The 25,290-nt window shown below is 71.6% G+C and carries 27 protein-coding genes; 17 read left to right on the forward strand and 10 right to left on the reverse strand.

Translation table 11 applies throughout. From position 1 onward, the window contains the following. Window positions 1–102: 102 nt before the first annotated feature. A complete protein-coding gene (locus tag ACIBUY_RS29105) occupies window positions 103–564 on the forward strand; it encodes a hypothetical protein (RefSeq protein WP_399154205.1) in 462 nt (153 codons plus the stop codon). A 3-nt stretch (window positions 565–567) separates the two neighbouring features. Here the strand turns inward: ACIBUY_RS29105 and ACIBUY_RS29110 are convergent, their stop codons facing one another. Beyond that, window positions 568–1,350: an SDR family oxidoreductase gene (locus tag ACIBUY_RS29110; protein WP_365566354.1), complete on the reverse strand. Its 783-nt coding sequence runs from the start codon at window positions 1,348–1,350 to the stop codon at window positions 568–570. Between the two features lie 101 nt (window positions 1,351–1,451). Between ACIBUY_RS29110 and ACIBUY_RS29115 the strand changes: the two genes are divergently transcribed. Continuing rightward, entirely contained in the window at window positions 1,452–2,297 is an 846-nt protein-coding gene (locus tag ACIBUY_RS29115) for a helix-turn-helix transcriptional regulator (protein WP_399154206.1), read from the forward strand. Window positions 2,298–2,369: 72 nt separating this feature from the next. After that, window positions 2,370–2,939: a hypothetical protein gene (locus tag ACIBUY_RS29120; RefSeq protein ID WP_365566358.1), complete on the forward strand. Its 570-nt coding sequence runs from the start codon at window positions 2,370–2,372 to the stop codon at window positions 2,937–2,939. A 30-nt stretch (window positions 2,940–2,969) separates the two neighbouring features. On the opposite strand, the gene ACIBUY_RS29125 is transcribed toward ACIBUY_RS29120, so the two are convergent. From ACIBUY_RS29125 to ACIBUY_RS29145, 5 genes are all read right to left on the reverse strand, one after another. Further along, a complete protein-coding gene (locus ACIBUY_RS29125; protein ID WP_399154207.1) occupies window positions 2,970–3,344 on the reverse strand; it encodes a hypothetical protein in 375 nt (124 codons plus the stop codon). Window positions 3,345–3,421: 77 nt separating this feature from the next. Then, window positions 3,422–3,958 carry a roadblock/LC7 domain-containing protein gene (locus ACIBUY_RS29130; RefSeq protein WP_365566362.1) on the reverse strand — a complete coding sequence of 179 codons (537 nt, stop codon included), beginning with the start codon at window positions 3,956–3,958 and terminating at the stop codon, window positions 3,422–3,424. Window positions 3,959–4,014: 56 nt separating this feature from the next. Then, window positions 4,015–4,791 (reverse strand): DUF4388 domain-containing protein, encoded by a 777-nt coding sequence (locus tag ACIBUY_RS29135; protein WP_365566364.1) that lies wholly within the window; start codon window positions 4,789–4,791, stop codon window positions 4,015–4,017. Next, entirely contained in the window at window positions 4,788–5,201 is a 414-nt protein-coding gene (locus ACIBUY_RS29140) for a hypothetical protein (RefSeq protein ID WP_365566366.1), read from the reverse strand. Before ACIBUY_RS29140 ends, ACIBUY_RS29135 begins: the two co-directional genes overlap by 4 nt. A gap of 176 nt (window positions 5,202–5,377) precedes the next feature. After that, a complete protein-coding gene (locus tag ACIBUY_RS29145; RefSeq protein ID WP_365566368.1) occupies window positions 5,378–6,727 on the reverse strand; it encodes a diaminopimelate decarboxylase in 1,350 nt (449 codons plus the stop codon). 115 nt (window positions 6,728–6,842) lie between these two features. Between ACIBUY_RS29145 and hutU the strand changes: the two genes are divergently transcribed. The 4 genes from hutU (at window position 6,843) to hutI (ending at window position 12,364) form a co-directional block, all read left to right on the forward strand. Beyond that, window positions 6,843–8,507, forward strand: coding sequence for a urocanate hydratase (gene hutU, locus ACIBUY_RS29150; RefSeq protein WP_399154208.1), 1,665 nt, complete (start codon window positions 6,843–6,845; stop codon window positions 8,505–8,507). 14 nt (window positions 8,508–8,521) lie between these two features. Then, window positions 8,522–9,724 (forward strand): allantoate amidohydrolase, encoded by a 1,203-nt coding sequence (locus ACIBUY_RS29155; RefSeq protein ID WP_399154224.1) that lies wholly within the window; start codon window positions 8,522–8,524, stop codon window positions 9,722–9,724. Beyond that, window positions 9,721–11,058, forward strand: a complete 1,338-nt coding sequence (locus ACIBUY_RS29160) for a formimidoylglutamate deiminase (protein WP_399154209.1) — start codon at window positions 9,721–9,723, stop codon at window positions 11,056–11,058. The genes ACIBUY_RS29155 and ACIBUY_RS29160 overlap by 4 nt, the downstream gene beginning before the upstream one ends. 127 nt (window positions 11,059–11,185) lie before the next feature. Then, window positions 11,186–12,364, forward strand: coding sequence for an imidazolonepropionase (gene hutI, locus ACIBUY_RS29165; protein WP_399154210.1), 1,179 nt, complete (start codon window positions 11,186–11,188; stop codon window positions 12,362–12,364). Between the two features lie 59 nt (window positions 12,365–12,423). Here the strand turns inward: hutI and ACIBUY_RS29170 are convergent, their stop codons facing one another. Both ACIBUY_RS29170 and ACIBUY_RS29175 read right to left on the reverse strand, forming a co-directional pair. Continuing rightward, window positions 12,424–13,011 carry an HD family hydrolase gene (locus tag ACIBUY_RS29170; protein ID WP_399154211.1) on the reverse strand — a complete coding sequence of 196 codons (588 nt, stop codon included), beginning with the start codon at window positions 13,009–13,011 and terminating at the stop codon, window positions 12,424–12,426. Window positions 13,012–13,024: 13 nt separating this feature from the next. Further along, window positions 13,025–13,846, reverse strand: coding sequence for a class I SAM-dependent methyltransferase (locus ACIBUY_RS29175; RefSeq protein WP_399154212.1), 822 nt, complete (start codon window positions 13,844–13,846; stop codon window positions 13,025–13,027). 53 nt (window positions 13,847–13,899) lie between these two features. Here ACIBUY_RS29175 and ACIBUY_RS29180 point away from each other — a divergent pair, with 53 nt between their 5' ends. From ACIBUY_RS29180 to ACIBUY_RS29190, 3 genes are all read left to right on the forward strand, one after another. Beyond that, window positions 13,900–14,631 (forward strand): GntR family transcriptional regulator, encoded by a 732-nt coding sequence (locus ACIBUY_RS29180; RefSeq protein WP_399154213.1) that lies wholly within the window; start codon window positions 13,900–13,902, stop codon window positions 14,629–14,631. 176 nt (window positions 14,632–14,807) lie between these two features. Then, a complete protein-coding gene (locus tag ACIBUY_RS29185) occupies window positions 14,808–15,251 on the forward strand; it encodes an ATP-binding protein (RefSeq protein ID WP_399154214.1) in 444 nt (147 codons plus the stop codon). Window positions 15,252–15,654: 403 nt separating this feature from the next. Beyond that, window positions 15,655–16,371 (forward strand): hypothetical protein, encoded by a 717-nt coding sequence (locus tag ACIBUY_RS29190; protein WP_399154215.1) that lies wholly within the window; start codon window positions 15,655–15,657, stop codon window positions 16,369–16,371. A 14-nt stretch (window positions 16,372–16,385) separates the two neighbouring features. Here the strand turns inward: ACIBUY_RS29190 and ACIBUY_RS29195 are convergent, their stop codons facing one another. Continuing rightward, window positions 16,386–17,537, reverse strand: coding sequence for a lipid II:glycine glycyltransferase FemX (locus tag ACIBUY_RS29195; protein ID WP_399154216.1), 1,152 nt, complete (start codon window positions 17,535–17,537; stop codon window positions 16,386–16,388). A 108-nt stretch (window positions 17,538–17,645) separates the two neighbouring features. On the opposite strand from ACIBUY_RS29195, the gene ACIBUY_RS29200 reads away from it, so the two are divergent. Then, window positions 17,646–18,479, forward strand: a complete 834-nt coding sequence (locus ACIBUY_RS29200; RefSeq protein ID WP_365566398.1) for a class I SAM-dependent methyltransferase — start codon at window positions 17,646–17,648, stop codon at window positions 18,477–18,479. Between the two features lie 85 nt (window positions 18,480–18,564). Here ACIBUY_RS29200 and ACIBUY_RS29205 read toward each other — a convergent pair whose 3' ends face one another. Beyond that, the gene (locus ACIBUY_RS29205) at window positions 18,565–19,485 is read right to left on the reverse strand and encodes an RNA polymerase sigma factor SigF (protein ID WP_399154217.1); all 921 of its coding nucleotides are present in this window, start codon (window positions 19,483–19,485) and stop codon (window positions 18,565–18,567) included. A gap of 252 nt (window positions 19,486–19,737) precedes the next feature. Here ACIBUY_RS29205 and ACIBUY_RS29210 point away from each other — a divergent pair, with 252 nt between their 5' ends. From ACIBUY_RS29210 to ACIBUY_RS29235, 6 genes are all read left to right on the forward strand, one after another. Then, on the forward strand, window positions 19,738–20,109 hold the full coding sequence (locus ACIBUY_RS29210) for an STAS domain-containing protein (RefSeq protein ID WP_365566402.1): 372 nt from the start codon (window positions 19,738–19,740) through the stop codon (window positions 20,107–20,109). Between the two features lie 211 nt (window positions 20,110–20,320). Next, window positions 20,321–20,812, forward strand: a complete 492-nt coding sequence (locus ACIBUY_RS29215; RefSeq protein ID WP_365566403.1) for an ATP-binding protein — start codon at window positions 20,321–20,323, stop codon at window positions 20,810–20,812. Window positions 20,813–20,955: 143 nt separating this feature from the next. Next, the gene (locus ACIBUY_RS29220) at window positions 20,956–21,702 is read left to right on the forward strand and encodes an LPXTG cell wall anchor domain-containing protein (protein ID WP_399154218.1); all 747 of its coding nucleotides are present in this window, start codon (window positions 20,956–20,958) and stop codon (window positions 21,700–21,702) included. A gap of 98 nt (window positions 21,703–21,800) precedes the next feature. After that, window positions 21,801–22,688, forward strand: coding sequence for a hypothetical protein (locus tag ACIBUY_RS29225; RefSeq protein WP_399154219.1), 888 nt, complete (start codon window positions 21,801–21,803; stop codon window positions 22,686–22,688). Further along, window positions 22,685–23,863 carry a hypothetical protein gene (locus ACIBUY_RS29230; protein ID WP_365566409.1) on the forward strand — a complete coding sequence of 393 codons (1,179 nt, stop codon included), beginning with the start codon at window positions 22,685–22,687 and terminating at the stop codon, window positions 23,861–23,863. Before ACIBUY_RS29225 ends, ACIBUY_RS29230 begins: the two co-directional genes overlap by 4 nt. After that, complete coding sequence (locus ACIBUY_RS29235) at window positions 23,860–25,248, forward strand: hypothetical protein (RefSeq protein WP_365566410.1); 1,389 nt, start codon at window positions 23,860–23,862, stop codon at window positions 25,246–25,248. Before ACIBUY_RS29230 ends, ACIBUY_RS29235 begins: the two co-directional genes overlap by 4 nt. The last annotated feature ends 42 nt before the right edge of the window (window positions 25,249–25,290 follow it).

Consider the following 25,290-nt stretch of genomic DNA (forward strand, 5'->3'; position numbering starts at 1 on the left):
GCTCCGACGGTCACGTGCCGCTTCGGCGGGGGTGTGGACCACCGCGAAGACGGGGGCTAGCCCCACTGTGTCCGGTGCCCCGGCTCCGTAACGTACTGCGGTATGACCGGTATGGAAGCCCGCGCCCACGACCGTGACCAGGCGCGAGACGCCGAACTCAGGAAAGAGCTCGACGCCACCTTGCACGCCCGCAAGGAACTGGGCGAGGAGTACGAGCCCGCGCTCGTCGACTCGTTCCTCGAAAAGGTCGAGCAGCGCCTGGACTCCGTCGTGGACCGACGCGTGCGCAGGCAGCTCGCCGAACACCAGATGGTGGTGGCCCGCGGCAACCGGCCCGGCCGGGCCCCGGGCTCCGGCGACGGCTGGGGCGAACGCTTCGGCTTCGCCGTCGTCACCCTCGTCCTCGCGATCCCGCTGTCCGCGATCGCCGTGGTCAACGCCGGACTGCCCGGCCTGCTGATCGCATGGGGCGGGATCTTCGGGGTCAACGTGATGCACTCCGGCTGGTGGCCGCAGGGCCTGCGGCGGCGCGGCGCAACCCCCAAGGACGAGTGGGACGACTGAGCCTCACGCCTGCCGCGTCGGCAGCACGATCGCCTGGCGCAGGTTGACGTGCCGGGGGCGGCTCGTCGTGTACGCGATGAGGTCCGCGATGTCGTCGGACGACAGCCCGATGAGCGCCTCGAACATGCCGTCCAACTGGCCCGAGAGCTCCGGGTTGTCGACGTGCGAGGCCAGTTCGGACTCGGTCAGGCCCGGCTCGACGTTCGTGACGCGGACGTCGCGCGGGCCCAGCTCGGTGCGCAGCGACTGCGACAGGTACGTCAGCGCGGCCTTCGTCGCGCCGTACACCGCGTAGTTCGGGAACGCGACGTGCGCGCCGATCGAGGAGATGTTCACCAGGTCCGCGGTGCCGCCCGCCTCCGCCGTCGCGATCAGGTCCGGCGTGAACGCGCGGATGACGCGCAGCGCGCCCGCCACGTTCGTGTCGAGCATGCGCTGCCATTCGTCGGCGCGGCCGTCCGCGATCGGGTTCGGCAGCATCACGCCCGCCGAGTTGACCACGAGATCGACCCGCCCGTACGTGGCGTGCACGCGCTCGGCGGCCGCGTCGACGGAGGCCTGGTCCGTGATGTCCGTGGGCAGGGCGAGGGCCCGCCCGCCGTCCGCCTCGATCTTCTCCGCCAGCTCGGTGAGCCGGTCGGCGCGGCGGGCGAGCAGGGCGACCTCGGCCCCGTTCGCGGCGAGGAGGCGGGCCGTGGCCTCGCCCATGCCGCTGGCGGCGCCGGTGACGAGGGCGGTGCGGCCGGAGAGGGTGCTGTACTGCGTGCTGTACGTCGTCTGAGTCATGGCATCAGCCTGCGACGGCCGGTGCGGCTTACCCAGGGCAGCGCTTTTCCTGGGTCCGCCAGTACCAGGATGGAAGAGCGTCCGCTGCCTAGGATCGAGGCATGGACAAGGCCCCTGACACCAGCGCGATAGGCGACTTCCTGCGCTCGCGGCGCTCCCGCATCCAGCCCGACGAGGTCGGCCTGCCGGGCCACGGACGGCGCCGGGTGCCGGGCCTGCGGCGCGAGGAGGTCGCGCAGCTGGCCGGGGTCAGCGTCGACTACTACATCCGCCTGGAACAGGGCCGCGGCACCTCGGTCTCGGACGCCGTGCTCGACGCCGTCGCGCGCGTGCTGCGCCTGGACGACACCGAGCAGGAGTACCTGCGCTCGGTGGCCCGCCCCGCCGAGACCCGCCGCAAGACCGCCGCCCGCCCCGCGGGGCAGCGGGTCCGCCCGGGCCTGAAGCTGCTGCTCGCCACCATCGAGAAGGCGCCCGCGTTCGTGCTCGGCCGCCGCATGGACGTCCTGGCCTGGAACGCGCTCGGCGACGCGCTCGTCGGCTTCTCCGCCATGACGGAGAAGGACCGCAACATGCCGCGCCAGGTGTTCCTGAACCCGGCGGCCCGCGACCTCTACCCCGAGTGGCCCGCCGTCGCCGCCGAGACCGTCGCGTATCTGCGCCTGGACGCGGGCCGCCACCCCAAGGACCCCCGACTGGCCACGCTGGTAGGCGCGTTGTCGCTGGCCAGCGAGGACTTCCGGCGGCTGTGGGCGGACCACCAGGTCAAGGAGAAGACGCACGGGGCCAAGCGTCTGCTGCACCCGCTCGTCGGTGAACTCGCCCTGCCGTACGAGACGTTGACCGTCTCCGGCGAGCCCGACCAGGCGCTCGTGGTCTACACGCCCGAACCGGGCTCGACCACCGAGGAGCGGCTGCGGATGCTGGGCAGCTGGGCTCTCACGTAGCTCTCACCCCACCCTCAGAAACCGTCGCTAACCTCCGGCCCCGAAAGGACACGGGCGCAGGAGGAGGACCGGGTGACGCGCGGAGCGCAGGGGCTGGCCAGGACAGCGGTGGTGGTGCGGGCCGGGGCCGCCCCGATGTGGTGGCTCGGCGTGGCCGCGGCCGGGATCGGGCTGCTGCCCGGCGGATTCACCGGGCGCCGCATCGGCGTGCTCGCCGGGGCCGCGCTGTTCCTGGTGACCGCGGCCGTGGTGGCGTACGGCAGGCGCAAGCGCTACGCGGTACTGGCCCGCGGGGCGTCCCGTGCGGGCAGGTTCGACGTGCTCCAGGACCGGCAGGTCACCGTGCGCAACTGGCGGCGCGGGCACCGGTGGTGGCTCGCCCTCGCGTTCCTTGCCGCGCTCGGGAGCGCCTTCGCGGTGCCCGCGGCCGGCGGCATGGTGCTGGCCGGGGCGGGCGTGGGCCTGTGGCTGAAGGCCGCCTGGCTGGGGCGGCGCGAGCGGCAGGAGGACGCGCTGCTGTGGCTGCGTGTCGACTGGCTGGGCGCCCGGGCGGGCGCCCCCGCCGGCCGACAGGTGAAGGCCTACCGCGCCACGGGCGCGGCCGCGGGCGACGCCGCACCCGGTGGGGCGCGGCGTCGCTGACGGCGGTGCGGCGGGGCCCAACTGCCTTGCTCAGACGTCCAGTTCGGTCTCGATCTTCTTCAACTGGTGGCGGGCCATCGCCAGGTTGGCGCGCGAGGAGTCGAGCACGAGGTACAGGAACAGACCGTTGCCGCCGCGCCCCTTGAGCAGCCTGATCAGGTGGTACTGGGTGCCGAGCGTGATGAGGATGTCCTCGATCTCGTCCTTCAGGCCGAGGTGTTCCATGGTGCGCAGCTTGGCGCGGACGACGTCGGTGTTGCCCGCGGCCGCGACCTCCAGGTCGAAGCTCTTGGAGCCGCCGATCGTGCCGAGGGCCATGCCGCTGGTGTAGTCGACGAGGGCGGCGGCGGTCGCGCCCTCGATGGAGGCGATGGCGTCCTTGAGTGCGGTCTCGGTGTTGGCCATGGTGATGGATCCTTTCCTGCGTCGCTGTCGCTGTGCCTGTCGCTGTGGCGGTCGTTGAGGTGGTCGGGGTCGTTGCGTCAATGGGCCGTTCCGGCCTGCACATCGGTGGTCGGGGCGCGGACCGGGAGGCCGCTGCCGGTCGTCTTGCCGGTCGTCTTGCCGGTCGTCTTCTCGGTGGTCTCGGGGGTGGTGCGGGCGCGGGCCCGGCCGCGGGTGCGGACCACGGGCTCCGGCGTCGGGTCCGGGTCCGCACCGACCAGTTCGCCGATGCGGGCTCCCGCGCGGCGGCCCTCCAGATGGAGCCGGCCGACGTTGACCCGGTCCTCGGCGAGCAGGGTGAGGACGGCGGTGTCCCCGGCCGCGTACGTGGCGACGTAGCCCTCCGTGCCGCGCACCAGGAGCTCCCGGAAGCCGCCCTGCCCGGTGGCGTCCGCGAGGCGCAGGGCCACGCCGAGCGCGGCGGCGGTCAGCGCGGCGACGCCCTCCGGTTCGACGCCGGGGGTGTCCTGCGCGAGCACGAGCCCGTCGACGCTGGCCGCGAGCGCGCCGGTGACCTGGGGCACCCGGACTCTCAACCTCTGCAGTTCGCCGAGTACTTGGGCCTCGTCGGCCATCGGCGGTCTCCTTTCGGGCGTGTCTGAACCGGCCTTGCCGATACGTCGCAGTCGCTTCACAGGGACTCCAGGGCGGCGCGCAGCCGGCGCAGCAGCGCCACGTCCGGGTCCGCCGTGCCGCTGTCGGCGGCGTGCGCGACCCAGGCGGGCACGGGTGTGGTCGCGGCGGGCGCCGGGGGAGCGGTGGTGACCAGGCCGCCCGCGGCGAGCCGCCGCAGATCGACCAGGGTGTGGAAGGCGGGGCGGCCCAGCGCGAGCGCGATCTGCGAGGCGGTGCGCACCCCGTCGACCAGGTCGAGGACGCGGCGTCGGCGCGGCGGCACCGGCAGGTCCTGGTCCGGTACCCGGGCGAGCGGCGCCGAGTCGGTGTCCGGCTCGGGCCAGATCCGCTGCAGCAGGTCGCGGCGGCGCAGCGTCTCCCGCTCGACGGCGGCGACCGGCACCGGGCGCACCGCACCGAACCAGTGCGCGACCCCGTACCGGAAGCGGGTCGGCCCGCTGCTGGGCGCCAGCGTGAAGTACGCGGCGTCGAACACCGCGCCCAGATGGCACAGTTCGAGCGCGCCGTCGCTCAGGCCGCCCTGCTCGACGAGATAGCGCCCGACGCCGCGCCGCGCCCCGGCCCGGTCGACGGCCTCCCACCAGCCCTCGGCCCGCACGGCGCCGCCCGCCGTGAGCAGCACGTCCATGCCGGGGGTCGCTGGCGACTCGGCGTGCACGATGCGGCCGTCCTCCAGGTAGAGGGTGCCGTGCTCGCGGATCAGTGCGCCGGTGGCCCGCTCGGCGGCGAGCCGGCCCAGCATCGGCGACAGCGAGGCCGCTATCGCGCTCATCCGAGGACCAGCCGGTCCGCGACGTCGGCGAGGCGCAGCCGGGCCATCGCCAGGTTGCCCTCGTCGCGGTCGAGCCACAGGTGCAGGAAGACGCTGCTGTCGAAGCTGGTGCGCACGAAGCGCAGCAGGTGGTAGCCGTCCCGGTTGGTGACGATGACGTCCTCGACGGGCGGCGCCTTCTCGCCGGCCGAGCCCGGCGACCAGTCGCTGCCGTCGGCGGGGGCGAACGCCCGGTGCTCGGCGGCCAGTCGGGCGAGCTCGGCGGCCTCGGCGGCGGTCGCCTCGTGGTCCCCGTTGGGCGAGTCCCCGACCGTGCCGAGGGCGAGCCCGCTGGTCCAGTCGACCACCCAGGCGCCGCGCGCCCCCGGCAGCTGCATGACCTCGAGCAGGCACTCGTCGATTCCGGGCACGCCTGAAAACCCCCCACCTGAGTCGCTTCTGTGATCACGACGCTACGCACCGTACGGCGACCTGGTGAGCGTTCTGGCATTTTCCGGTGGAACATTCAGCAGACGGCTAGAATCCGCCAACCCAGCCGGAAACAGCGCCCGTTGAGGCCTGTTGAGGCCTGTTGGCGCCGTGTGCCTCAGAGGTCGAGCAGGGCCCCGCGCAGGCCGCCGCCCGACTCGGCGACGATCTCCTCGACGGACTGCGGTGCCCGCACGGTCGCGAACCGCACGCCGTCCGCCGTCGCCGTGAAGCCGTGGACCCCGGGCCGGACCAGCGAGTTGTACGAGTAGTGCTGCCCGAAGTAGTACGCGCCGGTGTCCAGGGCGGCCGCGTAGTCGCCCGCTTCGAGCAGCGGCAGCGCGTGCCCCTCGGCGAGCAGGTCGCCGGAGAAGCAGGCGGGCCCGGCCACGTCCTGGACGACGTCGGGCCCGGTCTTGGGGCGCCCCTTCGCGTCGTACGCGGCGATGCGCAGCGGCCAGGACGCGGGCGCGTACACGGTCCGCGTCGCGACCTGAACTCCCGCGTGCGTCACGGCGATCGGCCGCCCGCCGGTCTCCTTCGCGTACTCGACGAGCCCGAGCAGGGTGCCGTGCTTGGCGAGGAGCGAGCGCCCGAACTCGGTGACGATCCCGTAGCGCCCGTCGAAGAGCCCCGGCACCGCCTCGGCGAGCACCTTCGCGTACGTGGCGTAGGTGGGCGTCTCTTCGTCGGAGGTGAAGTTGACGCTGAGGCCGCCGCCGATGTCGAGGGTGTCGATCTGCCGTCGGCCCGCCAACTCGTTGATCTCCTCGGCGAGTTCGTACGCGGCGCGCACGCCCTCGGCGAGCAGTTCGAGGGGCACGCCCTGCGACCCGGAGTGCGTGTGCAGGCGGGTCAGCCACGGCCGGTCGAGGAAGGCGCGCACGATCCACTCCCGGGACCCCGCGTCGCGCAGCGGCACCCCGAACTTGGACGTCGGGGTCGCGGTCGCGGTGGCGCCGATCGACCCGGAGCCGACCTGGGTGTTCACGCGCACGCCGAGCGGCGACCGGGTGGGGGCCGAGGCGACGAGCGCGTCGAGGCGGGCCAGTTCCTGCGGGTTGTCGGCGTTCACGGCGATGCCGAGGGCGAGGGCCTCGCGCAGTTCAGCGGTGGTCTTCGCGGGGGAGTCGAGCACGGTCCGGGTGGGCGGCACGCCCGCGGCGCGGGCCAGGGCCAGCTCGCCCGGGCTCGCGACCTCGGCGCCGATGCCCGCGTCGTTGAGCAGCCGCAGCACGGGCACGAGCGGGTTCGCCTTCACCGCGAAGGCGTGCAGCACCTCGGTGCCGGGGGCGGTGACGGCGTCGAAGGCGGCGTGCAGCGCGGCGGCCGAGGCCCGGATGCCGGTGACGTCGAGGAGCCCGGCGACCGGGGCCGCCGGGCCGATCAGGCCCTGTTCGACGGCGGCGCGTACGGCCTGGTCGCGGCGGGCGGGAATCCCCTGCAGGGGGACCGTGGGAGCGTCCATGGATGCCATGGGGGCCAGACAACCATCAGGGCGGTCTCCGCGGAATGTATTGACTAGGTCTATTCAGCGAGCCAGGATGTGAATAACCAAGGTCAAGTGAGCTGGAGGCACGCCGATGTCAGGACCCCGCCCCGTACGAGCCCCGCGCGGCACCGAGCTCAACACCCTGGGGTGGCAGCAGGAGGGCGCCCTGCGGATGCTCATGAACAACCTCGACGCCGAGGTCGCGGAGCACCCCGACAAGCTCGTCGTCTACGGCGGTACGGGCAAGGCGGTCCGGTCCTGGGAGGCGTTCGACGCGATCGTCCGCACGCTGAAGACGCTGAAGGCGGACGAGACCCTCCTCGTCCAGTCCGGCAAGCCGGTCGGCGTGCTGCGCACCAGCGAGTGGGCGCCGCGCGTGCTCCTCGCCAACTCCAACCTGGTCGGCGACTGGGCCACCTGGGAGCACTTCCGCAAGCTGGAGGCCGAGGGCCTCATGATGTACGGCCAGATGACGGCCGGTTCGTGGATCTACATCGGCTCGCAGGGCATCGTCCAGGGAACGTACGAGACGTTCGGCGCGGTCGCGCGGAAGAAGTTCAACGGCACGCTGGCGGGCACGATCACGCTCACCGCGGGCGTCGGCGGCATGGGCGGCGCCCAGCCGCTGGCCATCACCATGAACGAGGGCGTCGCGATCTGCGTCGACGTCGACGAGACCCGCATCGACCGCCGCATCGGCACCCGCTACCTCGACGTCAAGGCCGACAACCTCGACCACGCCCTGGAGCTCGCGGTCCAGGCCCGTGACGAGCGCCGCGGCCTGTCCATCGGCGTCGTCGGCAACGCGGCCGAGGTCTTCCCCGAGCTGCTGCGCCGCGACGCCCCGATCGACATCGTCACGGACCAGACCTCCGCCCACGACCCGCTCGCCTACCTGCCCGTCGGCATCTCCGTCGAGGACTGGGACAAGGAGCGCGAGGCGGACCCGGCCGGCTTCACCGACAAGGCCAGGCACTCGATGCGCCTGCACGTCGAGGCCATGATCGGCTTCCTCGACAAGGGCGCCGAGGTCTTCGACTACGGCAACTCGATCCGCGACGAGGCGAGGAAGGCCGGTTGCGACCGGGCCTTCGACTTCCCGGGCTTCGTCCCGGCGCACATCCGTCCCCTCTTCGAGGAGGGCCTCGGCCCGTTCCGCTGGGCCGCCCTGTCCGGCGACCCGGAGGACATCGCCAAGACGGACAAGGCGATCAAGGAACTCTTCCCGGACAACAAGCACCTGCACCGCTGGCTCGACATGGCCGCCGAGCGCATCTCCTTCGAGGGCCTCCCGGCGCGCATCTGCTGGCTCGGCTACGGCGAACGCCACCTGGCGGGGCTCAAGTTCAACGAGATGGTCGCGTCCGGCGAGCTGTCCGCCCCCGTCGCGATCGGCCGCGACCACCTCGACTCCGGCTCGGTGGCCTCCCCGTACCGCGAGACCGAGGCCATGAAGGACGGCTCGGACGCGATCGCCGACTGGCCGCTCCTGAACGCCCTGGTCAACACCTCGTCCGGTGCCTCCTGGGTCTCCCTGCACCACGGCGGCGGCGTCGGCATGGGCCGCTCCATCCACGCCGGCCAGGTCTGCGTCGCCGACGGCACCGACCTCGCCGCGCAGAAGATCGAGCGGGTCCTCACCAACGACCCGGCGATGGGCGTCATCCGGCACGTCGACGCGGGCTACGAGCACGCGATCGAGGTCGCGGCGGAGCGCGGCGTGCGCATCCCCATGCGTGAGGGCGACGACGCGTGAGCACCTTCCTGGAGATGTGGCGCGAGCTGCACCCCATCGGCCGGAACCAGGACAGCGGCGGCTACCGCCGCTACGCCTGGACGGGCGCCGACGCCGACTGCCGGGAGTGGTTCAAGGCGCAGGCGCTGTCCCGCGGCCTGACCTACGAGCTGGACCGCAACGGCAACCAGTGGGCCTGGCTCGGCGACCCCGAGGCCGGTGACGCGGTCGTCACCGGCTCCCACCTGGACTCCGTCCCGGACGGCGGCGCCTTCGACGGCCCCCTCGGCGTCGTCTCTTCCTTCGCCGCCCTGGACGAACTCCGCCACAGGGGAGTGGAGTTCACCAAGCCGCTCGCGCTCACCAACTTCGGCGACGAGGAGGGCGCCCGCTTCGGCCTGGCCTGCGTGGGCTCCCGCCTCACGTCCGGAGTCCTCACCCGCGAGCAGGCGTACGCGCTCAAGGACGGCGAAGGGATCGGTCTCTCCCAGGCGATGGAGCGGGCCGGGTACGACCCGGAGGCGATCGGCCAGGACTCCGAACGGCTCGCCCGCATCGGCGCGTTCATCGAACTCCACGTCGAGCAGGGCCGGGCCCTCGACCTGTCCGGCGACGCGGTCGGCATCGCCAGCTCCATCTGGCCGCACGGCCGCTGGCGGTTCGACTTCCGCGGCGAGGCCAACCATGCGGGCACGACCCGCCTGGTGGACCGCAGGGACCCCATGCTCTCGTACGCGGAGACGGTCCTGGCGGCGCGCCGGGAGGCCCAACTGGCGGGCGCGGTCGCGACGTTCGGCAAGATCGCGGTCGAGCCGAACGGCGTGAACGCCATCCCGTCCCTGGTCCGCGGCTGGCTCGACTCACGGGCAGCCGACCAGCAGGCCTTGGACGACACGGTCACGGCGATCGAGAAGGCGGCCCGCGAGTACGCGGAGGCGCACGGCATCGAGGTCTCGCTCACCCGGGAATCCTTCACCCCGGTCGTCGAGTTCGACCACGCGCTGCGCGACGAGATGGCCCGCATCCTGGGCACGAAGAGGGAACTCACGGCCCCGGTCCTCGGCACGGGCGCGGGACACGACGCGGGAATCCTCGCCTCGTCGATCCCCACCGCCATGCTGTTCGTACGCAACCCCACGGGCATCTCGCACTCCCCGGCCGAGTTCGCCGCCGAGGACGACTGCCTGGCCGGGGTGCACGCATTGGCCGACGTACTGGAAGGACTGGCCTGCACGTGACGCAGACGACGCGGTACTGGCTCGAACACGCCTGGCTCGACCCGACGGTGGAGCCGGGCGTGGTGGTGGAGGTGACGGGCGACCGCATCACCGCGGTCCGCAAGGGAGTCGAGACCCCGCCGCCCGGCGCGACGGTCCTCAGGGGTCTGACGGTGCCAGGCCTCGCCAACGCCCACTCCCACGCCTTCCACCGCGCCCTGCGCTCCACCGTCCAGGTCGGCTCGGGCACGTTCTGGACGTGGCGCGAGGTCATGTACGGGGTGGCGGACCGCCTCACCCCCGACAGCTACCACGCGCTCGCCCGCGCGGTGTACGCGGAGATGGCGCTGGCCGGCATCACGGCGGTGGGCGAGTTCCACTACCTCCACCACGCCCCCGGCGGTACGCCGTACACGGACCCGAACGCGATGGGCGAGGCGCTGATCGAGGCGGCGTCCGACGCGGGCATCCGCATCACGCTCCTCGACACGGCGTACGTCTCGTCGGGCTTCGGCAAGGCCCCGGACCGTCACCAGCAGCGCTTCAGCGACGGCACGGCGGACGCCTGGGCGGAGCGCGCGTCACTGCTCAAGGAACGCCCGCATGCCCGCATCGGAGCGGCGATCCACTCGGTACGCGCAGTCCCGGCGGCGCAGCTCTCCACGGTCGCGGACTGGGCATCGCAGCGCAGGGCCCCCCTCCACGTACACCTCTCCGAACAGACGGCGGAGAACGACGCGTGCCAGGCGGCCCACGGCTGTACCCCCACCCAACTCCTCGCGGACAACGGGGTGTTGAGCGCGCGCACGACGGGCGTCCACAACACCCACCTCACGGACACGGACATCGCCCTCATCGGCGGCTCGGGCACGGGCACGTGCATGTGCCCGACGACGGAACGCGACCTGGCGGACGGCATCGGCCCGGCGGTCCAGCTTCAACAGGCGGGCTCACCCCTGTCGTTGGGCTCGGACAGCCACGCCGTGATCGACCTGTTCGAGGAGGCGCGGGCCATGGAGCTCAACGAGCGCCTACGTTCTCGAACCCGCGGCCACTGGACGGCGGCGGCCCTTCTCCGCGCCGCCTCGGTCGACGGCCACGCGGCCCTCGGCTGGTCGGACGCGGGCACCATCGAACAGGGCGCGGTCGCCGACCTGGTCACGATCACCCTGAACTCGCCCCGCACGGCGGGCGCGGCACCGCGCCTGGGGGCGGAGACGGCGGTGTTCGCGGCGAGCGGTGCCGATGTGACGGACGTGATCGCGAGCGGCCGGGTCGTGGTCAGGGACGGTGAGCACGCCCAGATCGGGGACGTGGCGGGCGCCTTGTCGCAGGCGATCGCGGCGCTGCATTGAACGGAGCCCGTCCGGCGATTGAGGACGAGCCGTTCAGGCGACAAACCCGCACCCTGGCGCGGAGCGCAAACTTTCGGGAAGGGGCGGGTTGGGGAGCAGAGTCCCCACCCACCGACGGAGAGGAACCATGACCACCACGGCCATCACCAACATCGCCACCCTGGTCACGAACAACCCGGACCTCGGCGAAGGCCCCCTGGGCCAACTCCATGACGCCGCCCTCGTCATCGAGAACGACAAGATCGCCTGGGTGGGCCCGACGGCCGACGTCCCCGCGACGGACGAGAGGCACGACGCGGCGGGCCGCGCCGTCATCCCCGGCTTCGTCGACTCCCACTCCCACCTGGTCTTCGCGGGCGACCGCACGGCCGAGTTCAACGCCCGCATGGAGGGCCGCAGTTACTCGGCGGGCGGCATCCGTACGACGGTGGCGGCAACGCGAGCAGCAACGGACGCGCAGTTGGAGGCAAACCTCACGCGCTACCTGTCCGAGGCCCTCCGCCAGGGCACGACCACGTTCGAGACGAAGTCGGGCTACGGCCTGACGACGCACGACGAAGAACGAGCCCTGCGCATCGCGTCGGCCCACACGGACGAGGTCACGTATCTGGGCGCGCACATCGTCTCGCCGGACTACGCGGACGACCCGTCGGCGTACGTGGAGTTGGTGACGGGCGAGATGCTGGACGCGTGCGCGCCGCACGCTCGCTGGATCGACGTGTTCTGCGAAAAGGGCGCGTTCGACGGAGACCAGGCAAGGGCGATCCTGACGGCGGGCAAGGCACGCGGCCTCCACCCCCGCATCCACGCGAACCAGCTCTCCTACGGCCCGGGCGTCCAACTGGCGGTGGAACTGGACGCGGCGTCGGCCGACCACTGCACGCACGTGACGGACGCGGACGTCGACGCCCTCGCGAACAGCAACACGGTGGCGACGCTGTTGCCAGGGGCCGAGTTCTCCACCCGGGCCGAGTGGCCGAACGCCCGCCGCCTCCTCGACGCGGGCGTCACGGTGGCGTTGTCCACGGACTGCAACCCGGGCTCGTCCTTCACGTCCTCCGTCCCCTTCTGCATCGCCCTCGCCGTACGGGACATGGGCATGACCCCGGACGAGGCGCTGTGGTCGGCGACGGCGGGCGGCGCACAGGCGCTGCGCCGCACGGACATCGGCCACCTCGCCCCCGGCGCACGGGCGGACCTGGCGATCCTGGACGCGCCCAGTCACGTACATCTGGCTTATCGGCCGGGGGTGCCGCTGGTTTCGCAGGTGTGGCGGGCAGGGGAGCATGTTGGCCAACATTGCTAGACCGCTCTGCGCGTCTGCGTAGCGCAGTTCAAGCACCTGAAGCCGCCGAGCGCTCGGCTTCAGGCCGAGGGTGACTCACCGAGGACGGTGCGCAGCCAGTCGAGCGAGCCCATGCCGAGCAACTCGTCGGCGAGGCGGCATCCGGTGTCGGTGACGATGCGGCCGCGGCTGTTGTCGATCCAGCGTTGCACGTGTTCGTAGCCCTGGGCCTTGTACTCGATGCCTTGCAGCATGCACTCCAGCTTGTCCGCGTCCCGGGCACAGATCGCTTCGGCGGACTCCTTGGCCTCGTACTCGGCGACCAGATCGCGCACCGTGTCGGCGAGCACCGCAGGCATGCCCTCGGTCTGGTCGGCCGTGATCGCCTGTGGATCCGCGCTGGGGGCGTACTTCTTGCCCAGGTGGTTCACGTCACCCGTGCGGGTCTCCTGCGAGTCGTGCCACACGGCGAGGAATGCCGCGCGAGCGGGGTCGGCGCCTTCCAGCTTCGCGATGATCGAGGCGATCAGCGCCGTGCGCCACGAGTGCTCGGCGACGCTCTCGGGGTCGCGCACCCCTGCCATCCACCAGCCGGTGCGCTTGGTTTGCTTCAGTGTCCCCGCCTCGTACAAGAACCGGGCCACTGCGGACAGTTCCTCGTCTGTCATCGTCCGTGTCCTCTCAGGCCGGGGCGGTCCCGGCCGCGAGCAGATGGGAGCTCGACGCGAGCAGGTCGGGGTAGGAGTCGGCGAGACGTGCCGCGTTCAGTGCGGCGCGGAACATGGCAGAGCCCTGTACGGAATCCTGCGCATGCTCCTCGGCACCCTTGAGCACCGCCCAGGCTGGGCCTTCGACGCTGTGGACGGACACGTTGGACAGTCCGGCCGAGGCCACCTCCTCGACGAGCCCGCCCGGGGTGTGGAAGTAGGCGGCGGTGAACCCCTTGCGGCCGGGCTCGTGGACGCCCGTGGTGAGGATGTCCGCCACGGCGTCCCGTACCCGATCCCTGTCGAGCAGCGTGGTGGCGACGTGCTCGAAGAGGGAGGCGTAGCGGCCGATCGCCGCAGCCACGACGAGCCCGCCCGGCTTCGCCACCCGAACCGCCTCGGCCAGTGCCTGGTCCCGATCGGCACGTTCAAGCAGGTGGTAGAGCGGCCCCAGGAGGAGGACGACGTCGTACGAGTCGGAGGCCGCGGAGAGCTTGCGGGCATCGCCCAGTTCGGCGGTCGCGCCCGTCGTGGCCGCCTGCTCCACATGGCGCGGCACAGGGTCCACCACGTGCACCCTGTACCCGGCCTCGGACAGCCACCGGGCGTGGATGCCGGGGCCCCCGCCCACGTCCAGGACTTCGGCGGGCGCTGCGGGGAGGCGCGGACGCAGGATCTCCTGCGTGCGGACCAGCTCCAGCGCGCCGTCCGCGCTACGGGTCAGCCGGACGGACTCGTCGACGGTCTCGGAGTAGAACGACTGGATCTCGGGCGCGAGTTGGGGCTCTCGGGACATGCCTAGGATGGTCCAACCTGACCGGTCCACCTGTCCAGCATGCGGGAGTGTCCGTGGCCGCCCTTAAGTACGAACTGATTGCAGATTCCCTCCGACAGCGCATTGCGGACGGCGAGTTCGGTCCGGATGATCTGCTGCCGTCGCAGCGGGACTTGAGTGCGCAGTGGGACGTGTCCCGCGCCACCGTGATCAAGGCCTATGACCTTCTGGTCAACGACGGACTGGTAGTTGCCCGCCAAGGGCAGGGCTTTCGCGCCGTGCCGACACCGTTGGCTCGTCCTGCGGGCGGGCGTCACGCGGGTACGACGCGCACGGCGGGTGGCAGGGCCTATCGCATTGTGGGCGTGCCGACGCGCGTCGCCCCTCCGGTGCGGATCGCCGCCGTGCTGGGTCTGAGGGAGGGGGAAACCGCTCTGCGGCGTGCACGCCTCGTGGAGTTGGCGGACGGCACGCCGCTGTCGGTGGTGGTCGCCTGGTTCCCGCCCGACGTGGCTGACCGGTGCCCCAAGTTGACGGACGCTCGGCAGGTGATCGAGGGGACCACGCGGTACGTGGCCCGGATGACGGGGCGGACGCCCGCACGCGGAGCGGATGTGACGACAGTGAGGCTCGGGCTCCCTGAGGAGGCTGCCTCCTTGGAGCAGCAGGAGCCCTTCGCGGTCGCTGACGTGCTGCACACGGCGTATGACGCGGAGGGCCGGGCTCTCGTTGCCGAACACGGCGTGACCCCCGGGCACCTGTATGAGGCGACCGATACGTACTCCATGGGGCGCGAGCCCGCGTAATGGCTACTCGCTAACACGCTCTGGAATCAGCTGAGTTGATGCCCCGGTCGAGTGACTTCACTTGACTGGACCGGTCCACCGGTCCAATGTGATGGATGGGTGCAGGACTGACGTGGACGGACTGGTCCCGCCGCTGCAACTCGGGCTCAAGAAAAGGGAGTTGTGCCATGAGTGCAATGGGTGACTCGCTGACGGGTGTCGGAACGGTGGTGTGCGAGTGGTCGATGAGTTACACGATGGTCTCCCGCTCGCTGCCGCTCATTCGTCTGCACATACGGCGTCGCCTCACCCTGTGGTGTTGGCGAGGTGACGTGGAGGATGCCGTCCTGGTCGGCTCGGAACTGGCGACGAACGCGATTCACCATGGGCGGATCGTCGGGCACACCATGCTGGTGCGTCTTGCGCTACTGGAGGACGGCGCTCTCTGTGTCGACGTGTCCGACCCGGTGCCTGCCTTCCCGAACTTCGGCGAAGGCCTGAGGTCGGGTGGCGAGGACGAATGCGGCCGCGGGCTGCATCTGGTCCGAGGCGTCGGTGGCGCCGTGTTCTGGTTCCTGCGCGACGGCGTCGGCAAGACGGTCCGGGTCCGCCTGCCAGGCGGGGCGCCGCCCGTGGGCTGACGGCGGGGGCGACCCAAGGAAATCCGCGGATTCAGCGACCGATCCCAACTCCGGCCCCACGCTGGCCATTTCGCCGGACAGCTGGACCGCTTTCGTAAACTTCGCCACCAACTCCGCGCTACAGTAACCGCGTCATCACGCTCCGTGCGCAAACACGGAGCGGCCCCCAGCGGTGCGCAAACACCAGTCTGAGGGCCTTCACCGACGAGTGGAAGTCGAGTCCACCGCGATGCTCCAGCATGCTATCCCGCCTGCCCGATTCTTCTCTCAAATCCCGAACGAGATCATCAGGCACCCGCGTCTGAACGGGACCGCCGTCCGGCTCCTCATCTGGGCGCTGTCCCTCCCCGAGGGCTCGCGGGAAACCGTCCAGACCCTCGGCGAGAAGATGCCGGAAGGTCGCTTGGCCGTACGCAGGGCCCGGCGGCAGCTGGAGGAGGAGGGGTACCTCCATACGCGGCGCAGTCAGGACGCGGAGACGGGCCGCTGGACGACTCAAGTCCTGGTCAGCAACGTGCCGTTGGCGTCGCCGGAAGAGGTCGCCGAAGCCTTCGGTTCAAACGGTGACCCGAGTGACCAGGACCCGCCCGTCGGTGACCCGGCAGAGCAGGCCCTCGGCGCATACCCCTTGGGCGAATCCCCGAAGGACAACACCCCCGACCCCGCGCCGGACGGCGCCCGCGCGGCGGCGTTCCTGACCGGCCTCGTCGACCACGAACCCGCCCTGCGTCTGGGTGCTCGCGACGTCGAACGCCTCGCGCCGCTCGCCGCCCACGCGCTGGCGACCGGCGCGACGGAGACGGACCTCCGCCGGACCCTGACCACGGACCTGCCGCGCCCGGTCCGCGCACCGGCCGCCCTCATCTCGTACCGCCTGGAGAACCGGCCGCCACCCGTGGCCTCGCCAACTCCCGCTACCCGCAAGCGTGTCGAGCCGTTGGGCGAATGTGCCGACTGCCGCGACCCGCTGCCACGCGGGATGGGAGAGGGCATCTGCCGGAGCTGTGCGGGAGTCGCGCCCCGGCGCCGGGCTTCAGCACCGGCCCAAGGGCAAGGGCAAGGGCAAGGCATGCGCGATGTGATCGCCATGGCCAGGGCTGCGCTGCGTACCGTCGACTGAGCGGGCCGGCGGGCTCACCTCCGCCCGAGGTACACCCCCAGCGCCCGCTGGAGAACCTTCCCCTGCGGGCCCACGGGCAGCTCCCACTCCCCGAGGTACTCCACGACCCGCCCGCCGGTCCCGGTCTTGAAGCGGAGGCGGCCGAGCAGCCGGTTCCCGTCGTCGAGCAGCGGGCTGACCGCCCGCAGGTCGTACACGTCCGCGCCCGCCGCCCGCGCATCCCCGAGCATCCGCCACAACAAGGCAGTGCTGGGCCGCAGTTCACGTCCCTTCGGGCTGGACGCGGCGTACGAGTGCCAGACCCGGGACCCCACCGAGATCATCAGCGCGGCGGACAGCACCTCGCCCTCGTGCTCGGCGAGATAGAGGCGGACCCGGTCGCCGTCCTCCGCGTTCAGGGCCCGCCACATCCGCTGGAAGTACTCCGGTGGCCGGGCCTTGAAGCCGTCCCGGGCGGCGGTCGCGGCGTACAGCCGGTGGAACTCGGGCAGGTCGGCGGCCGACCCCCACGAGACCCGCGCCCCGGCCAGCTCGGACTTGCGCAGGGCCTGCTCCCAGTGCAGGACGAGCCCCTCGCGCAGCTCATCGGCCGACTGCCCGGCGAGCGGCACCTGGCACGCGTACCGGGGCTGCCCGACCCCGAACCCGCTCTCGTCCCCGTCCGGACAGGGCTGCCAGCCGAGCCGCCGCAACCGTTCCCCGACCTCCAGGGCCGATCCGTCCAGCGCGTCGGCGGACATGCCGTGCAGATGCCGTACGCCGGGATCGGCGATGCCCTCGGCAACCGTCCCCGCCTCCCATTCCCGTACGACGAGAGGCGGCCCGATCCGCACCGAGAACGCCCCGCGCGCCTCCACGTGCGCGACGAGCGGGTCGAGCCACTGCTCAAGTCGCGGATGGCGCCAGTCGATCGACGGCCCGTCGGGCAGATAGGCCAGCGCCCGCCGGAGCCCGGGCACCTGCCGGTACAGCACGAGCGCGGCCGCGACCATGACGGTCCCCTCGAACCACCCCACGCTCTCCGCGTCCCAGTCGGGCTTCACGTCGCCCCACTCGGGTATCTGGAGATGGCTCACGTCGGGGTACAGGGCGAGGTGGGCCAGGTGTTCCTCGCGGGATATCTCCCGTACGGAAAGCGCGGAACGCACGGAGAACGGGCTGGTCATGGGCAGGGCACTCCTGTTCGGGGCGGTCACCCTAAGCCGGAGCCCACGGGCCCGGTCAAGGGGCCTTTGGGGTTGCGGTGCAGGCGGCCGTGCGTAGGCTCGGCCCCCATGACGACCGCATCCGCATCCGGCCCCGCTTCCGCATTCGACAGCCATGAACGCCGCATGTGGGCCGGGCGGGCCGCCGCCTTCCGCCGCAGTGCCGAGCGGCTGTGCGCGCACCCGGTGCCCGTCCTGCTCGATGCCGCTCAGGTGGCCCACGGCGTACGTCACTTGGACGTCGGCTGCGGCACCGGCAGCGTCGCCGAGGCGGCCCGGGCGCGCGGTGCGCACGTCACCGCCGTGGACGCCGAACCCGACATGGTGGCGGCGACCCGGGCGCGCGTGCCCGAGGCCCGCGTCGAATGTGCCGTGCTGCCCGAACTGCCCTTTGCGGACGCGGAGTTCGACGCCGTCACCGCCAATTTCGTACTGAACCACGTCGGTGACCCCGTCGCCGCGCTCACCGAACTGCGCCGCGTCCTGCGCCCCGGCGGCCGCCTCGCCGTCACCCTGTGGCGGGTGCCGTACGCCGCCGGGCAGTCCCTGCTCGGCCGGGCCGTGGAGGCGGCGGGAGTCCTGCCGTCGGACCGACTGCCGCGCCCCGGGGTCGACTTCGAGCGGACCGGCGACGGGGTCGCGGGACTGTTGCGCGCGGCCGGGCTGAGTGACGTACGGGGTGCGGAGATCGCGTGGGAGCACCGCGCGGACGCCGAGGAGTGGTGGGGCGGGTTCGCCGACGAGGGCGTGGGGACGATCGGGACGATGCTGAGCGCGCTGTCGCCGCAGGAGCGTGCGGCCGCGAAGGAGCACTACGACCGGCTGGCCGCCGAACTCGTCGTCGAGGACGGACAGTTGGGCCTGCCGCACATCGCCGTACTGGCCCACGGGAGCAGGGTCTGACAGCGGGTACGCGAACGGGCCCGCCTCCCGGGGATCGGGGAAGGCGGGCCCGTGCACGCAAGGCACCGTCAAGGGCCGGGAGGGCTCACTCCTCCACTGTCAGCCCCTTGCGCAGCCGCACCAGGGTCCGCGACAGCAGCCGGGACACGTGCATCTGCGAGATGCCCAGCTCGTCGCCGATCTCCGACTGCGTCATGCCCGCGACGAAGCGCAGGGACAGGATCTTGCGGTCGCGCGGCGGGAGTTCGGCGATCAGCGGCTTGAGCGACTCCACGTACTCGATGCCCTCGAGGCCGTGGTCCTCGTAGCCGATCCGGTCCGCGAGAGCGCCCTCGGAGTCGTCCTCCTCGGGCTGGGCGTCGAGCGAGCTGGCGGTGTAGGCGTTCGACGCCGCCATGCCCTCCACGACCTCGTCGTTCGAGATGCCCAGGCGCTCGGCGAGCTCGCCCACCGTCGGCGCACGGTCGAGCTGTTGGGCGAGCTCGTCGCCCGCCTTGGCCAGGTCGAGACGGAGCTCCTGGAGGCGTCGCGGAACGCGCACCGACCACGACGTGTCGCGGAAGAAGCGCTTGATCTCGCCGACGATGGTCGGCATCGCGAAGGTCGGGAACTCGACGCCGCGGCTCAGCTCGAAGCGGTCGATCGCCTTGATCAGACCGATGGTGCCGACCTGGATGATGTCCTCCATCGGCTCGCTGCGGGAGCGGAACCGGGAGGCCGCGAACTTCACCAGGGCGAGGTTCAGCTCGACCAGGGTGTTGCGGACGTACGCGTATTCGTGGGTGCCTTCTTCGAGCGATTCGAGGCGCGCGAAGAGGGTCTTGGAGAGGGCTCGTGCGTCGAGCGGTCCCACCTCGTCGAACGGGGGGATCTCCGGAAGGCCCTCGAGGCCTTCGAGAGTGCCGGACGCATCGTGCTCGACGTCGACATGGGGTTCCGGGCGGAGTGTCGACGTCGCCTGGTCAGTACGCGATTCGTCGAGCCGGGGTGACATGATGTCCTCCATCGTTCTCGGCATATGGCTGCCGATGCCAATACGTGCACTGTGCGGAGTGCGGCGCCTCCAAAGCCGTCCGTGTTGATTGCTGTCCCTACTAGGCCTACCCGTTATCCACACCCGGTCGCAAGTGCGTTCTGTGGTGAATTGTCCGATTCTTGGCGGTTGTTCGGGTACCGGGTGGCGTAGAGAAGGCGTAGTGTTCGAAGGCGTCAATCGCCACGTCGAGGGCAGCAGAGAGCTTTTGCGGAGAGGGTCGTCATGGACCGCGGGACAGTCGGCAGCGCGAATCGGGGCCGGCTTCTGGTCGAGGTGCGGCACGAGGGATCCAGTGCCGTGGTGACCCCGGCGGGTGAGTTGGATCACCACACCGCCGATCTGCTGCGCGAGCCCCTCGAGGAATGCCTGGAGAGCGGGTTCTCCCGCCTGGTCGTGGACTGCTCCCGGCTCGAGTTCTGCGACTCCACCGGGCTGAACGTGCTGCTGGGCGCCCGCCTCAAGGCCGAGGCTGCCGGCGGAGGAGTCCATCTCGCCGGAATGCTGCCGGTGGTGGCCCGGGTCTTCGAGATCACCGGCGCGGAGGCCGTCTTCACCCTGCACGACTCCCTGGAGTCGGCGCTCACCACGGAGTGACCCGATGACCGCGTGCTGCGCGCCCGCAGAAGTTACGCTCCAGTTGTCTCTACGTGATCGAGGCGTTACCAGGGTCACAGGGACCGGGCCAAAAGGGTGGGTGTTCTCGCCGTCCGGCCGGGCAGGAGACAACCGACCGCTCGTGTAAGTCCTCCTGAAGTCCGCGTCCTGAAGCTGAATTGAATGGGTGAATCGGTGAGGTGAAGTGCTGATGAGCACCACCCGGCCTTACTCGCCGGGCGACCGCGGCCCCGAGTCCGGCGACGTGCCGGCTGCCGGGGACCGTCAGGTCCGCAGGCTGAGCCTCGTGGAGGCGAGCGGCATCGTGCCGCTGTCCCGCGACTTCACCCGGGACGCGCTGCACGCCTGGGGCTGGCTGCCGGCCGAGAGCGCGGACCGTCGCGCCGCCGCGGAGGACGTCCTGCTCGTCGTCTCCGAGCTGGTCACCAATGCCTGCCTGCACGCCGAGGGCCCGGACGAACTGGCGCTCTTCTTCGGCGACTCCCCGGCCGACAAGGTGCTGCGCATCGAGGTCACCGACCGGGGCGCGGGCCAGCCCGCACCCCGCACCCCGCACCGCGCGGGCCGTCCCGGCGGTCACGGCATGTTCATCGTCCAACGCCTCTGCCTGGACTGGGGAGTTGTGCGCACCCCCGGCGTCACGGGCAAGACCGTGTGGGCCGAACTGGCCGCTCCCGCCTAGCCTTTTCCCGCGTCTACGAGTGCACGCCGGATCGTCTTCGATCCGGCGTGCACTTTGTCTTCCCTCGGCAAGGTCGCGGGCGTACCTTGAGCCACCCGCATCTGATGAACCGTCAGTAACCGTCGGTCTGAAGGGATCTCGAGGTGTCGTACCGGACGTACCAGAAACGAACGGCCGCGTTCGCGCTCAGCGCGGCTCTGGCCGGCTCGGCGGTGCTGATGGCCGCCCCCAGCGCCTTGGCCACGGTGCAGAGCGTCAACTACCAGTGCAAGACGCCGATCGGGAACAAGGGAGCCGTCTCCCCGATCGACATGAAGTCCGTGAAGAGCGGCAGTGGCTACAAGATCACCATGTCCTTCCAGAAGGGCGTCTCCTCCAGCCCGATCGCGCTCGGCAAGGGCGCGATGAACCCGAGCGCGATCATCAAGGTGGGCGGTGCGGAGAACGGCCAGTTCACCGCGACCGGGCCCGCCAACGCGCAGGAGATACCCGCCAACACCCCCATCAAGATCAGTGACTTGACGGGGACGTACACGCCGAAGAAGAGCGGCAAGGTGACGTTCACCGCTGGCGTCCTCACCATCAAGGCGATGGGTACGACGACGACGTGCACGCCCACGAACAACCCGAAGCCGTCGCTCGAACTGACGGTGGCGGGCTCGGGCGGCGGCTCCTCCGACTCCGGTTCCTCTGGTTCCTCCGGTTCCTCCGGCTCGGGCTCCTCGGGCTCCTCCCAGTCGGCCCCCTCCGGCGGCGACGAGCAACTGCCGCAGACGGGCCCGGAGGACTCGGCGATCGCGCTCGGCACCCTCGGCGGAACCGTTCTGCTGGCCGGGGCGGCAGGCGCCTTGTGGCTCACCAGGAGGCGCCAGGCCGGAGCGCCCCGCTAAGGGGCGCGGGACTGTGTCGATATGCAGCTCCGCCGCGTGAGCGCGAGCAACCAGAGATGAGCCGCACACGCCGACGAATCAGGGCTACCCACGGCGCGTTGGCGTTGGGCGCGGTCCTGGCCGCGCTCACGTTCACGGGGTCGGCGGATGCCGCCCCGCAAGGATGGACGATCGCCCCGTCCGCGGGCGGCGGGTCACGGCCCGCCGCCCAGGACGGGCGCCCGTACATCTACGCGGAGGGCACCCCCGGCACCGTCCTGGAGGACAAGGTGGCCGTCACCAATCCGACCACCAAGCCCCTCGGCGTCACCCTGCGCGGCGCCGACGCCGACAACACCCCCGAGGGCGCCCTGGACGTACGGGCGAAGGCGAAGGACACCGGGGCCTGGATCAGGTTCGCGGAGAAGTCCGTGAAGATCCCGGCGCGGACGCGCGCCGAGATCCCGTTCACGGTGACCGTTCCCGCGGGCGCCACACCCGGCGACCACCCGGGCGCGATCGTGGCGAGCGGGGGCGGCCGCACGGCCGGGGTCAGCGTGCACCTGCGGGTCAGCGGACCGACCCTGTCGGCCCTCACCGTGGAGCACGTACGGGTCGAGAAGACCGGCTCCGGGGACGAGATCGCGTACGACGTCGTGAACCGCGGCAACACGACGCTCACGCCCCGCCTCGCCGTCAAGGCCGACGGGGTCTTCGGCGCCGTCCTCGACAAGGCACCGCGCACCCTGCCGGTGGAGCTGCTGCCGGGCCGCCGGGTCAGCCTCAGCGAACCCTGGCACGGCGCCCCCGCGCTCGACTCGGTCGACGTGAAGGTGACCGTCACGGCGGGCGGCGGCGCGGCGGACTCGGCGACGACCACGGCCCGGTTCGTGCCCTGGCCGGCCGTGGCCGGGGCCCTCGCGGTGCTCGCGGGCGCGCTCTGCGCCGTCGCCTTCCACGTACGCCGTCGTCGACGCCCCACAGACACACAAGGGAGTGCGCCATGACCAAGCGGGTCCGGGGAAGTGCGGGCACGCGGCTGCTGACCGTCCTCGCCCTCGTGGCCGCACTCCTCGCGAGTACGGCTCCGTGGGCCACGGCCGCGGATCCGCCGACCGTCACCCTCTCCAAGTCCCAGGCGGGGACCGGGGGTTCGATCACGGTCAAGGGCGCGGGCTGGCGGCCCAACGCCCTGCTGATGATGCTGATCTGCGGCCAGTCGACCCCGCAGCGCGGCGTCATCGGCGGCACCAACTCCTGTGCCAACGCCGACGGGCTCGCCGTCACCACCGGGTCCGACGGGACGTTCAGCAAGAAGTTCCCGGTCGCCGAGCCGCCCAAGCCGTGCCCCTGCGTCGTGCACGTCGCGACGGTCACGGGGGAGAAGGCCGAGGCGGACGCCGTGCTGCAGGTCGCCGGGCATCCGGTGAAGGCGCTCCCGGCCGAGACCGGCAGCGGGCAGCTGTCCATGGTCACCGACACCCGGCTCGACGGCTCCAGCTCCATCCTCACGTGGTTCGGCGCCCCGCCGTCGCGGACGTTCACCTTCACCGTGGGCAACACCGGCTCGACGCCGGTCAAGGACCCCGTCTTCCAAGTCGGCACCTCCCACGGGGTGTTCGCCCCGAAGTACGAGGAACAGCAGTGGCGCGGCACCATCCAGCCGGGCCGCAAGGCACAGATCAAGCTGCCCGTGGAACTGACGTCGGGCGCCCACGGCGGCTATCTCGTGTCCCTGAAGTACGGCGGCAAGGTCCTGGCCGAACAGCCCTGGGGCGTGGGCCGCCCCTGGGGCGTGACGCTGTTCTGGATCCTGCTGTGCGTGGTCGTGCCGGCCGCCGTCTTCCGCATCGGCATGGCGATCGTGGACCGGCTGCGCCCGCGCGACCGGCACGCGGCGGGACGCCATCGCGGTGCGCAACGGCTCGCCGAACTCACCGTGAAACTCCCCAAGTTGAGGGTCCCGCAGCAGTACAAGGAACAGCACGAGGAGCAGTCGCAGAACAAGGCCGGGTCGACGAAGCCGGACCGCACCCCGGCGACGCACGACGCGGCGAACGGGACCGCGACCACGACCACCCTGCCCTGGTTCACCCCGGACACCGGTCCTGGCGTGCCCGCGGCAGGGCAGCTCTCCGCACCGCCCGACAACACGACCCCGACGAGAGAAGGAAACACGTGAGCAGGCAACGGAGAGCCGGCGCGGCCGGCTGCGCCCTGATCCTGTCCGGTGCGGGACTGTGGCTGGCCGCCGCACCGGTGCACGCGGCCGAGTCCAGCTTCAAGACGGAGTGCATCCCGCCCTCCATCTCCGGACTGCCGCCGGTCGAGGGCACCACGATCGCCGACGTCACGGCGCCCGCGACCGCCAAGGTGGGCGACGAGATCGACGTGGTCTGGAAGACGACCCAGGCCGCGTCCAAGAACCCCGACGTCCTCGACCTCAGTGCCGACACCGTCCTGCCGACCGGCACGGTGAAGGTGGGCGGTGCGCAGACCGGCGACCTCAAGGTCACCGGCACCCGCAAGAACCCGCCGATCAAGAAGAACAGCCCGATGCTCCTCTCGGACATGACGGCCAAGCTGAAGCTGACCAAGGCCGGGGACGTGACGCTGACCCCCGACGCGTACAACATCAACGTCAGCAAGCCCATCTCCACCGACACCAAGTGCACCCCCAAGGAGACGGTGAAGCCGGCGGTGACCATCAAGGTCACGGACGGCGGCGGGTCCACGACGGGCGGCACCACCGCGGGCGGGACCGCGGCGGGCGGCACGACGTCCGGGTCCACGACGAGCGGCGGCACCACCTCCGGCGGTACCACCTCCGGCGGCACCACGTCCGGGGGCTCGACCGGCGGCGGTTCGACGAGCGGCGGCTCCGACAGCGGCGGCACCACCGGTGGCGACGGCGGCAAGACCGACTTCACCGGCAAGGAAGTCAGCATCCCCTACGCCTGCAAGACCCCCATCGGCGACAAGAGCGCCACGTCGCCGGTGCAGATCAACGCGAAGAAGGACGGCGGGAACTACGCCCTGACCGTCCAGTTCAAGAAGTCCGTGATGGACAGCCCCGCCGACATCCCGGCCGGCTCCGTCGTGCCGTCGATGGAGGTCAAGCTGGGTGGCGCCGACAAGGGCACCGTCCACGTCGAGGGACCGGCCAACAAGGAGGCCATCGGGTCCGGCAAGCCGATCAGCATCCCTGACCTGAAGGGCACGTACAAGCCCGGAGCCGACGGCAAGTCGACCCTCTCCCCGGGCGTCCTGACGGTGAAGGCGCTGGGCACGACGACCACCTGCACGCCGACCAAGACGGAGGTCTCCCTGGAGATCGACACGTCGGCGGTGGAAGGCGGCGCGGCAGGCGGCGGTTCGGGCTCGGCCGGCGGCTCCGCGGGCGGCGCGGACACCGCCGGCACCGGCGGCGCAAGCGGCGGCCTCGCCGAGACGGGCGCCTCGAACGACGGCGCCCTGCGCGCGCTCGGCCTGGTGGCCGGAACCGTGATCCTGCTGGGCGGAGCGGTGTTCACGTTCCTGCCGAAGCGGCGGGCGGCCAGGCGGTAGGCGCCCCGAAAGGGGCGCGGGGAACGGCGCGAGCAACCACCG

The sequence above is a fragment of the Streptomyces sp. NPDC050085 genome (assembly GCF_044460595.1).
Classification (GTDB): Bacteria; Actinomycetota; Actinomycetes; order Streptomycetales; family Streptomycetaceae; genus Streptomyces.

What these genes read in the sequence shown, in the direction of transcription:
- ACIBUY_RS29155 (WP_399154224.1), top strand. Translation starts at nt 8,522, where the DNA reads ATGTGGCGCGAGCTGCACCCCATCGGCCGGAACCAGGACAGCGGCGGC.
- ACIBUY_RS29185 (WP_399154214.1), top strand. Translation starts at nt 14,808, where the DNA reads ATGGGTGACTCGCTGACGGGTGTCGGAACGGTGGTGTGCGAGTGGTCG.
- ACIBUY_RS29135 (WP_365566364.1), bottom strand. Translation starts at nt 4,791, where the DNA reads ATGAGCGCGATAGCGGCCTCGCTGTCGCCGATGCTGGGCCGGCTCGCC.
- ACIBUY_RS29115 (WP_399154206.1), top strand. Translation starts at nt 1,452, where the DNA reads ATGGACAAGGCCCCTGACACCAGCGCGATAGGCGACTTCCTGCGCTCG.
- hutU (WP_399154208.1), top strand. Translation starts at nt 6,843, where the DNA reads ATGTCAGGACCCCGCCCCGTACGAGCCCCGCGCGGCACCGAGCTCAAC.
- ACIBUY_RS29205 (WP_399154217.1), bottom strand. Translation starts at nt 19,485, where the DNA reads ATGGAGGACATCATGTCACCCCGGCTCGACGAATCGCGTACTGACCAG.
- ACIBUY_RS29125 (WP_399154207.1), bottom strand. Translation starts at nt 3,344, where the DNA reads ATGGCCAACACCGAGACCGCACTCAAGGACGCCATCGCCTCCATCGAG.
- ACIBUY_RS29170 (WP_399154211.1), bottom strand. Translation starts at nt 13,011, where the DNA reads ATGACAGACGAGGAACTGTCCGCAGTGGCCCGGTTCTTGTACGAGGCG.
- ACIBUY_RS29195 (WP_399154216.1), bottom strand. Translation starts at nt 17,537, where the DNA reads ATGACCAGCCCGTTCTCCGTGCGTTCCGCGCTTTCCGTACGGGAGATA.
- hutI (WP_399154210.1), top strand. Translation starts at nt 11,186, where the DNA reads ATGACCACCACGGCCATCACCAACATCGCCACCCTGGTCACGAACAAC.
- ACIBUY_RS29175 (WP_399154212.1), bottom strand. Translation starts at nt 13,846, where the DNA reads ATGTCCCGAGAGCCCCAACTCGCGCCCGAGATCCAGTCGTTCTACTCC.
- ACIBUY_RS29130 (WP_365566362.1), bottom strand. Translation starts at nt 3,958, where the DNA reads ATGGCCGACGAGGCCCAAGTACTCGGCGAACTGCAGAGGTTGAGAGTC.
- ACIBUY_RS29110 (WP_365566354.1), bottom strand. Translation starts at nt 1,350, where the DNA reads ATGACTCAGACGACGTACAGCACGCAGTACAGCACCCTCTCCGGCCGC.
- ACIBUY_RS29145 (WP_365566368.1), bottom strand. Translation starts at nt 6,727, where the DNA reads ATGGACGCTCCCACGGTCCCCCTGCAGGGGATTCCCGCCCGCCGCGAC.
- ACIBUY_RS29105 (WP_399154205.1), top strand. Translation starts at nt 103, where the DNA reads ATGACCGGTATGGAAGCCCGCGCCCACGACCGTGACCAGGCGCGAGAC.
- ACIBUY_RS29230 (WP_365566409.1), top strand. Translation starts at nt 22,685, where the DNA reads ATGACCAAGCGGGTCCGGGGAAGTGCGGGCACGCGGCTGCTGACCGTC.
- ACIBUY_RS29200 (WP_365566398.1), top strand. Translation starts at nt 17,646, where the DNA reads ATGACGACCGCATCCGCATCCGGCCCCGCTTCCGCATTCGACAGCCAT.
- ACIBUY_RS29210 (WP_365566402.1), top strand. Translation starts at nt 19,738, where the DNA reads ATGGACCGCGGGACAGTCGGCAGCGCGAATCGGGGCCGGCTTCTGGTC.
- ACIBUY_RS29215 (WP_365566403.1), top strand. Translation starts at nt 20,321, where the DNA reads ATGAGCACCACCCGGCCTTACTCGCCGGGCGACCGCGGCCCCGAGTCC.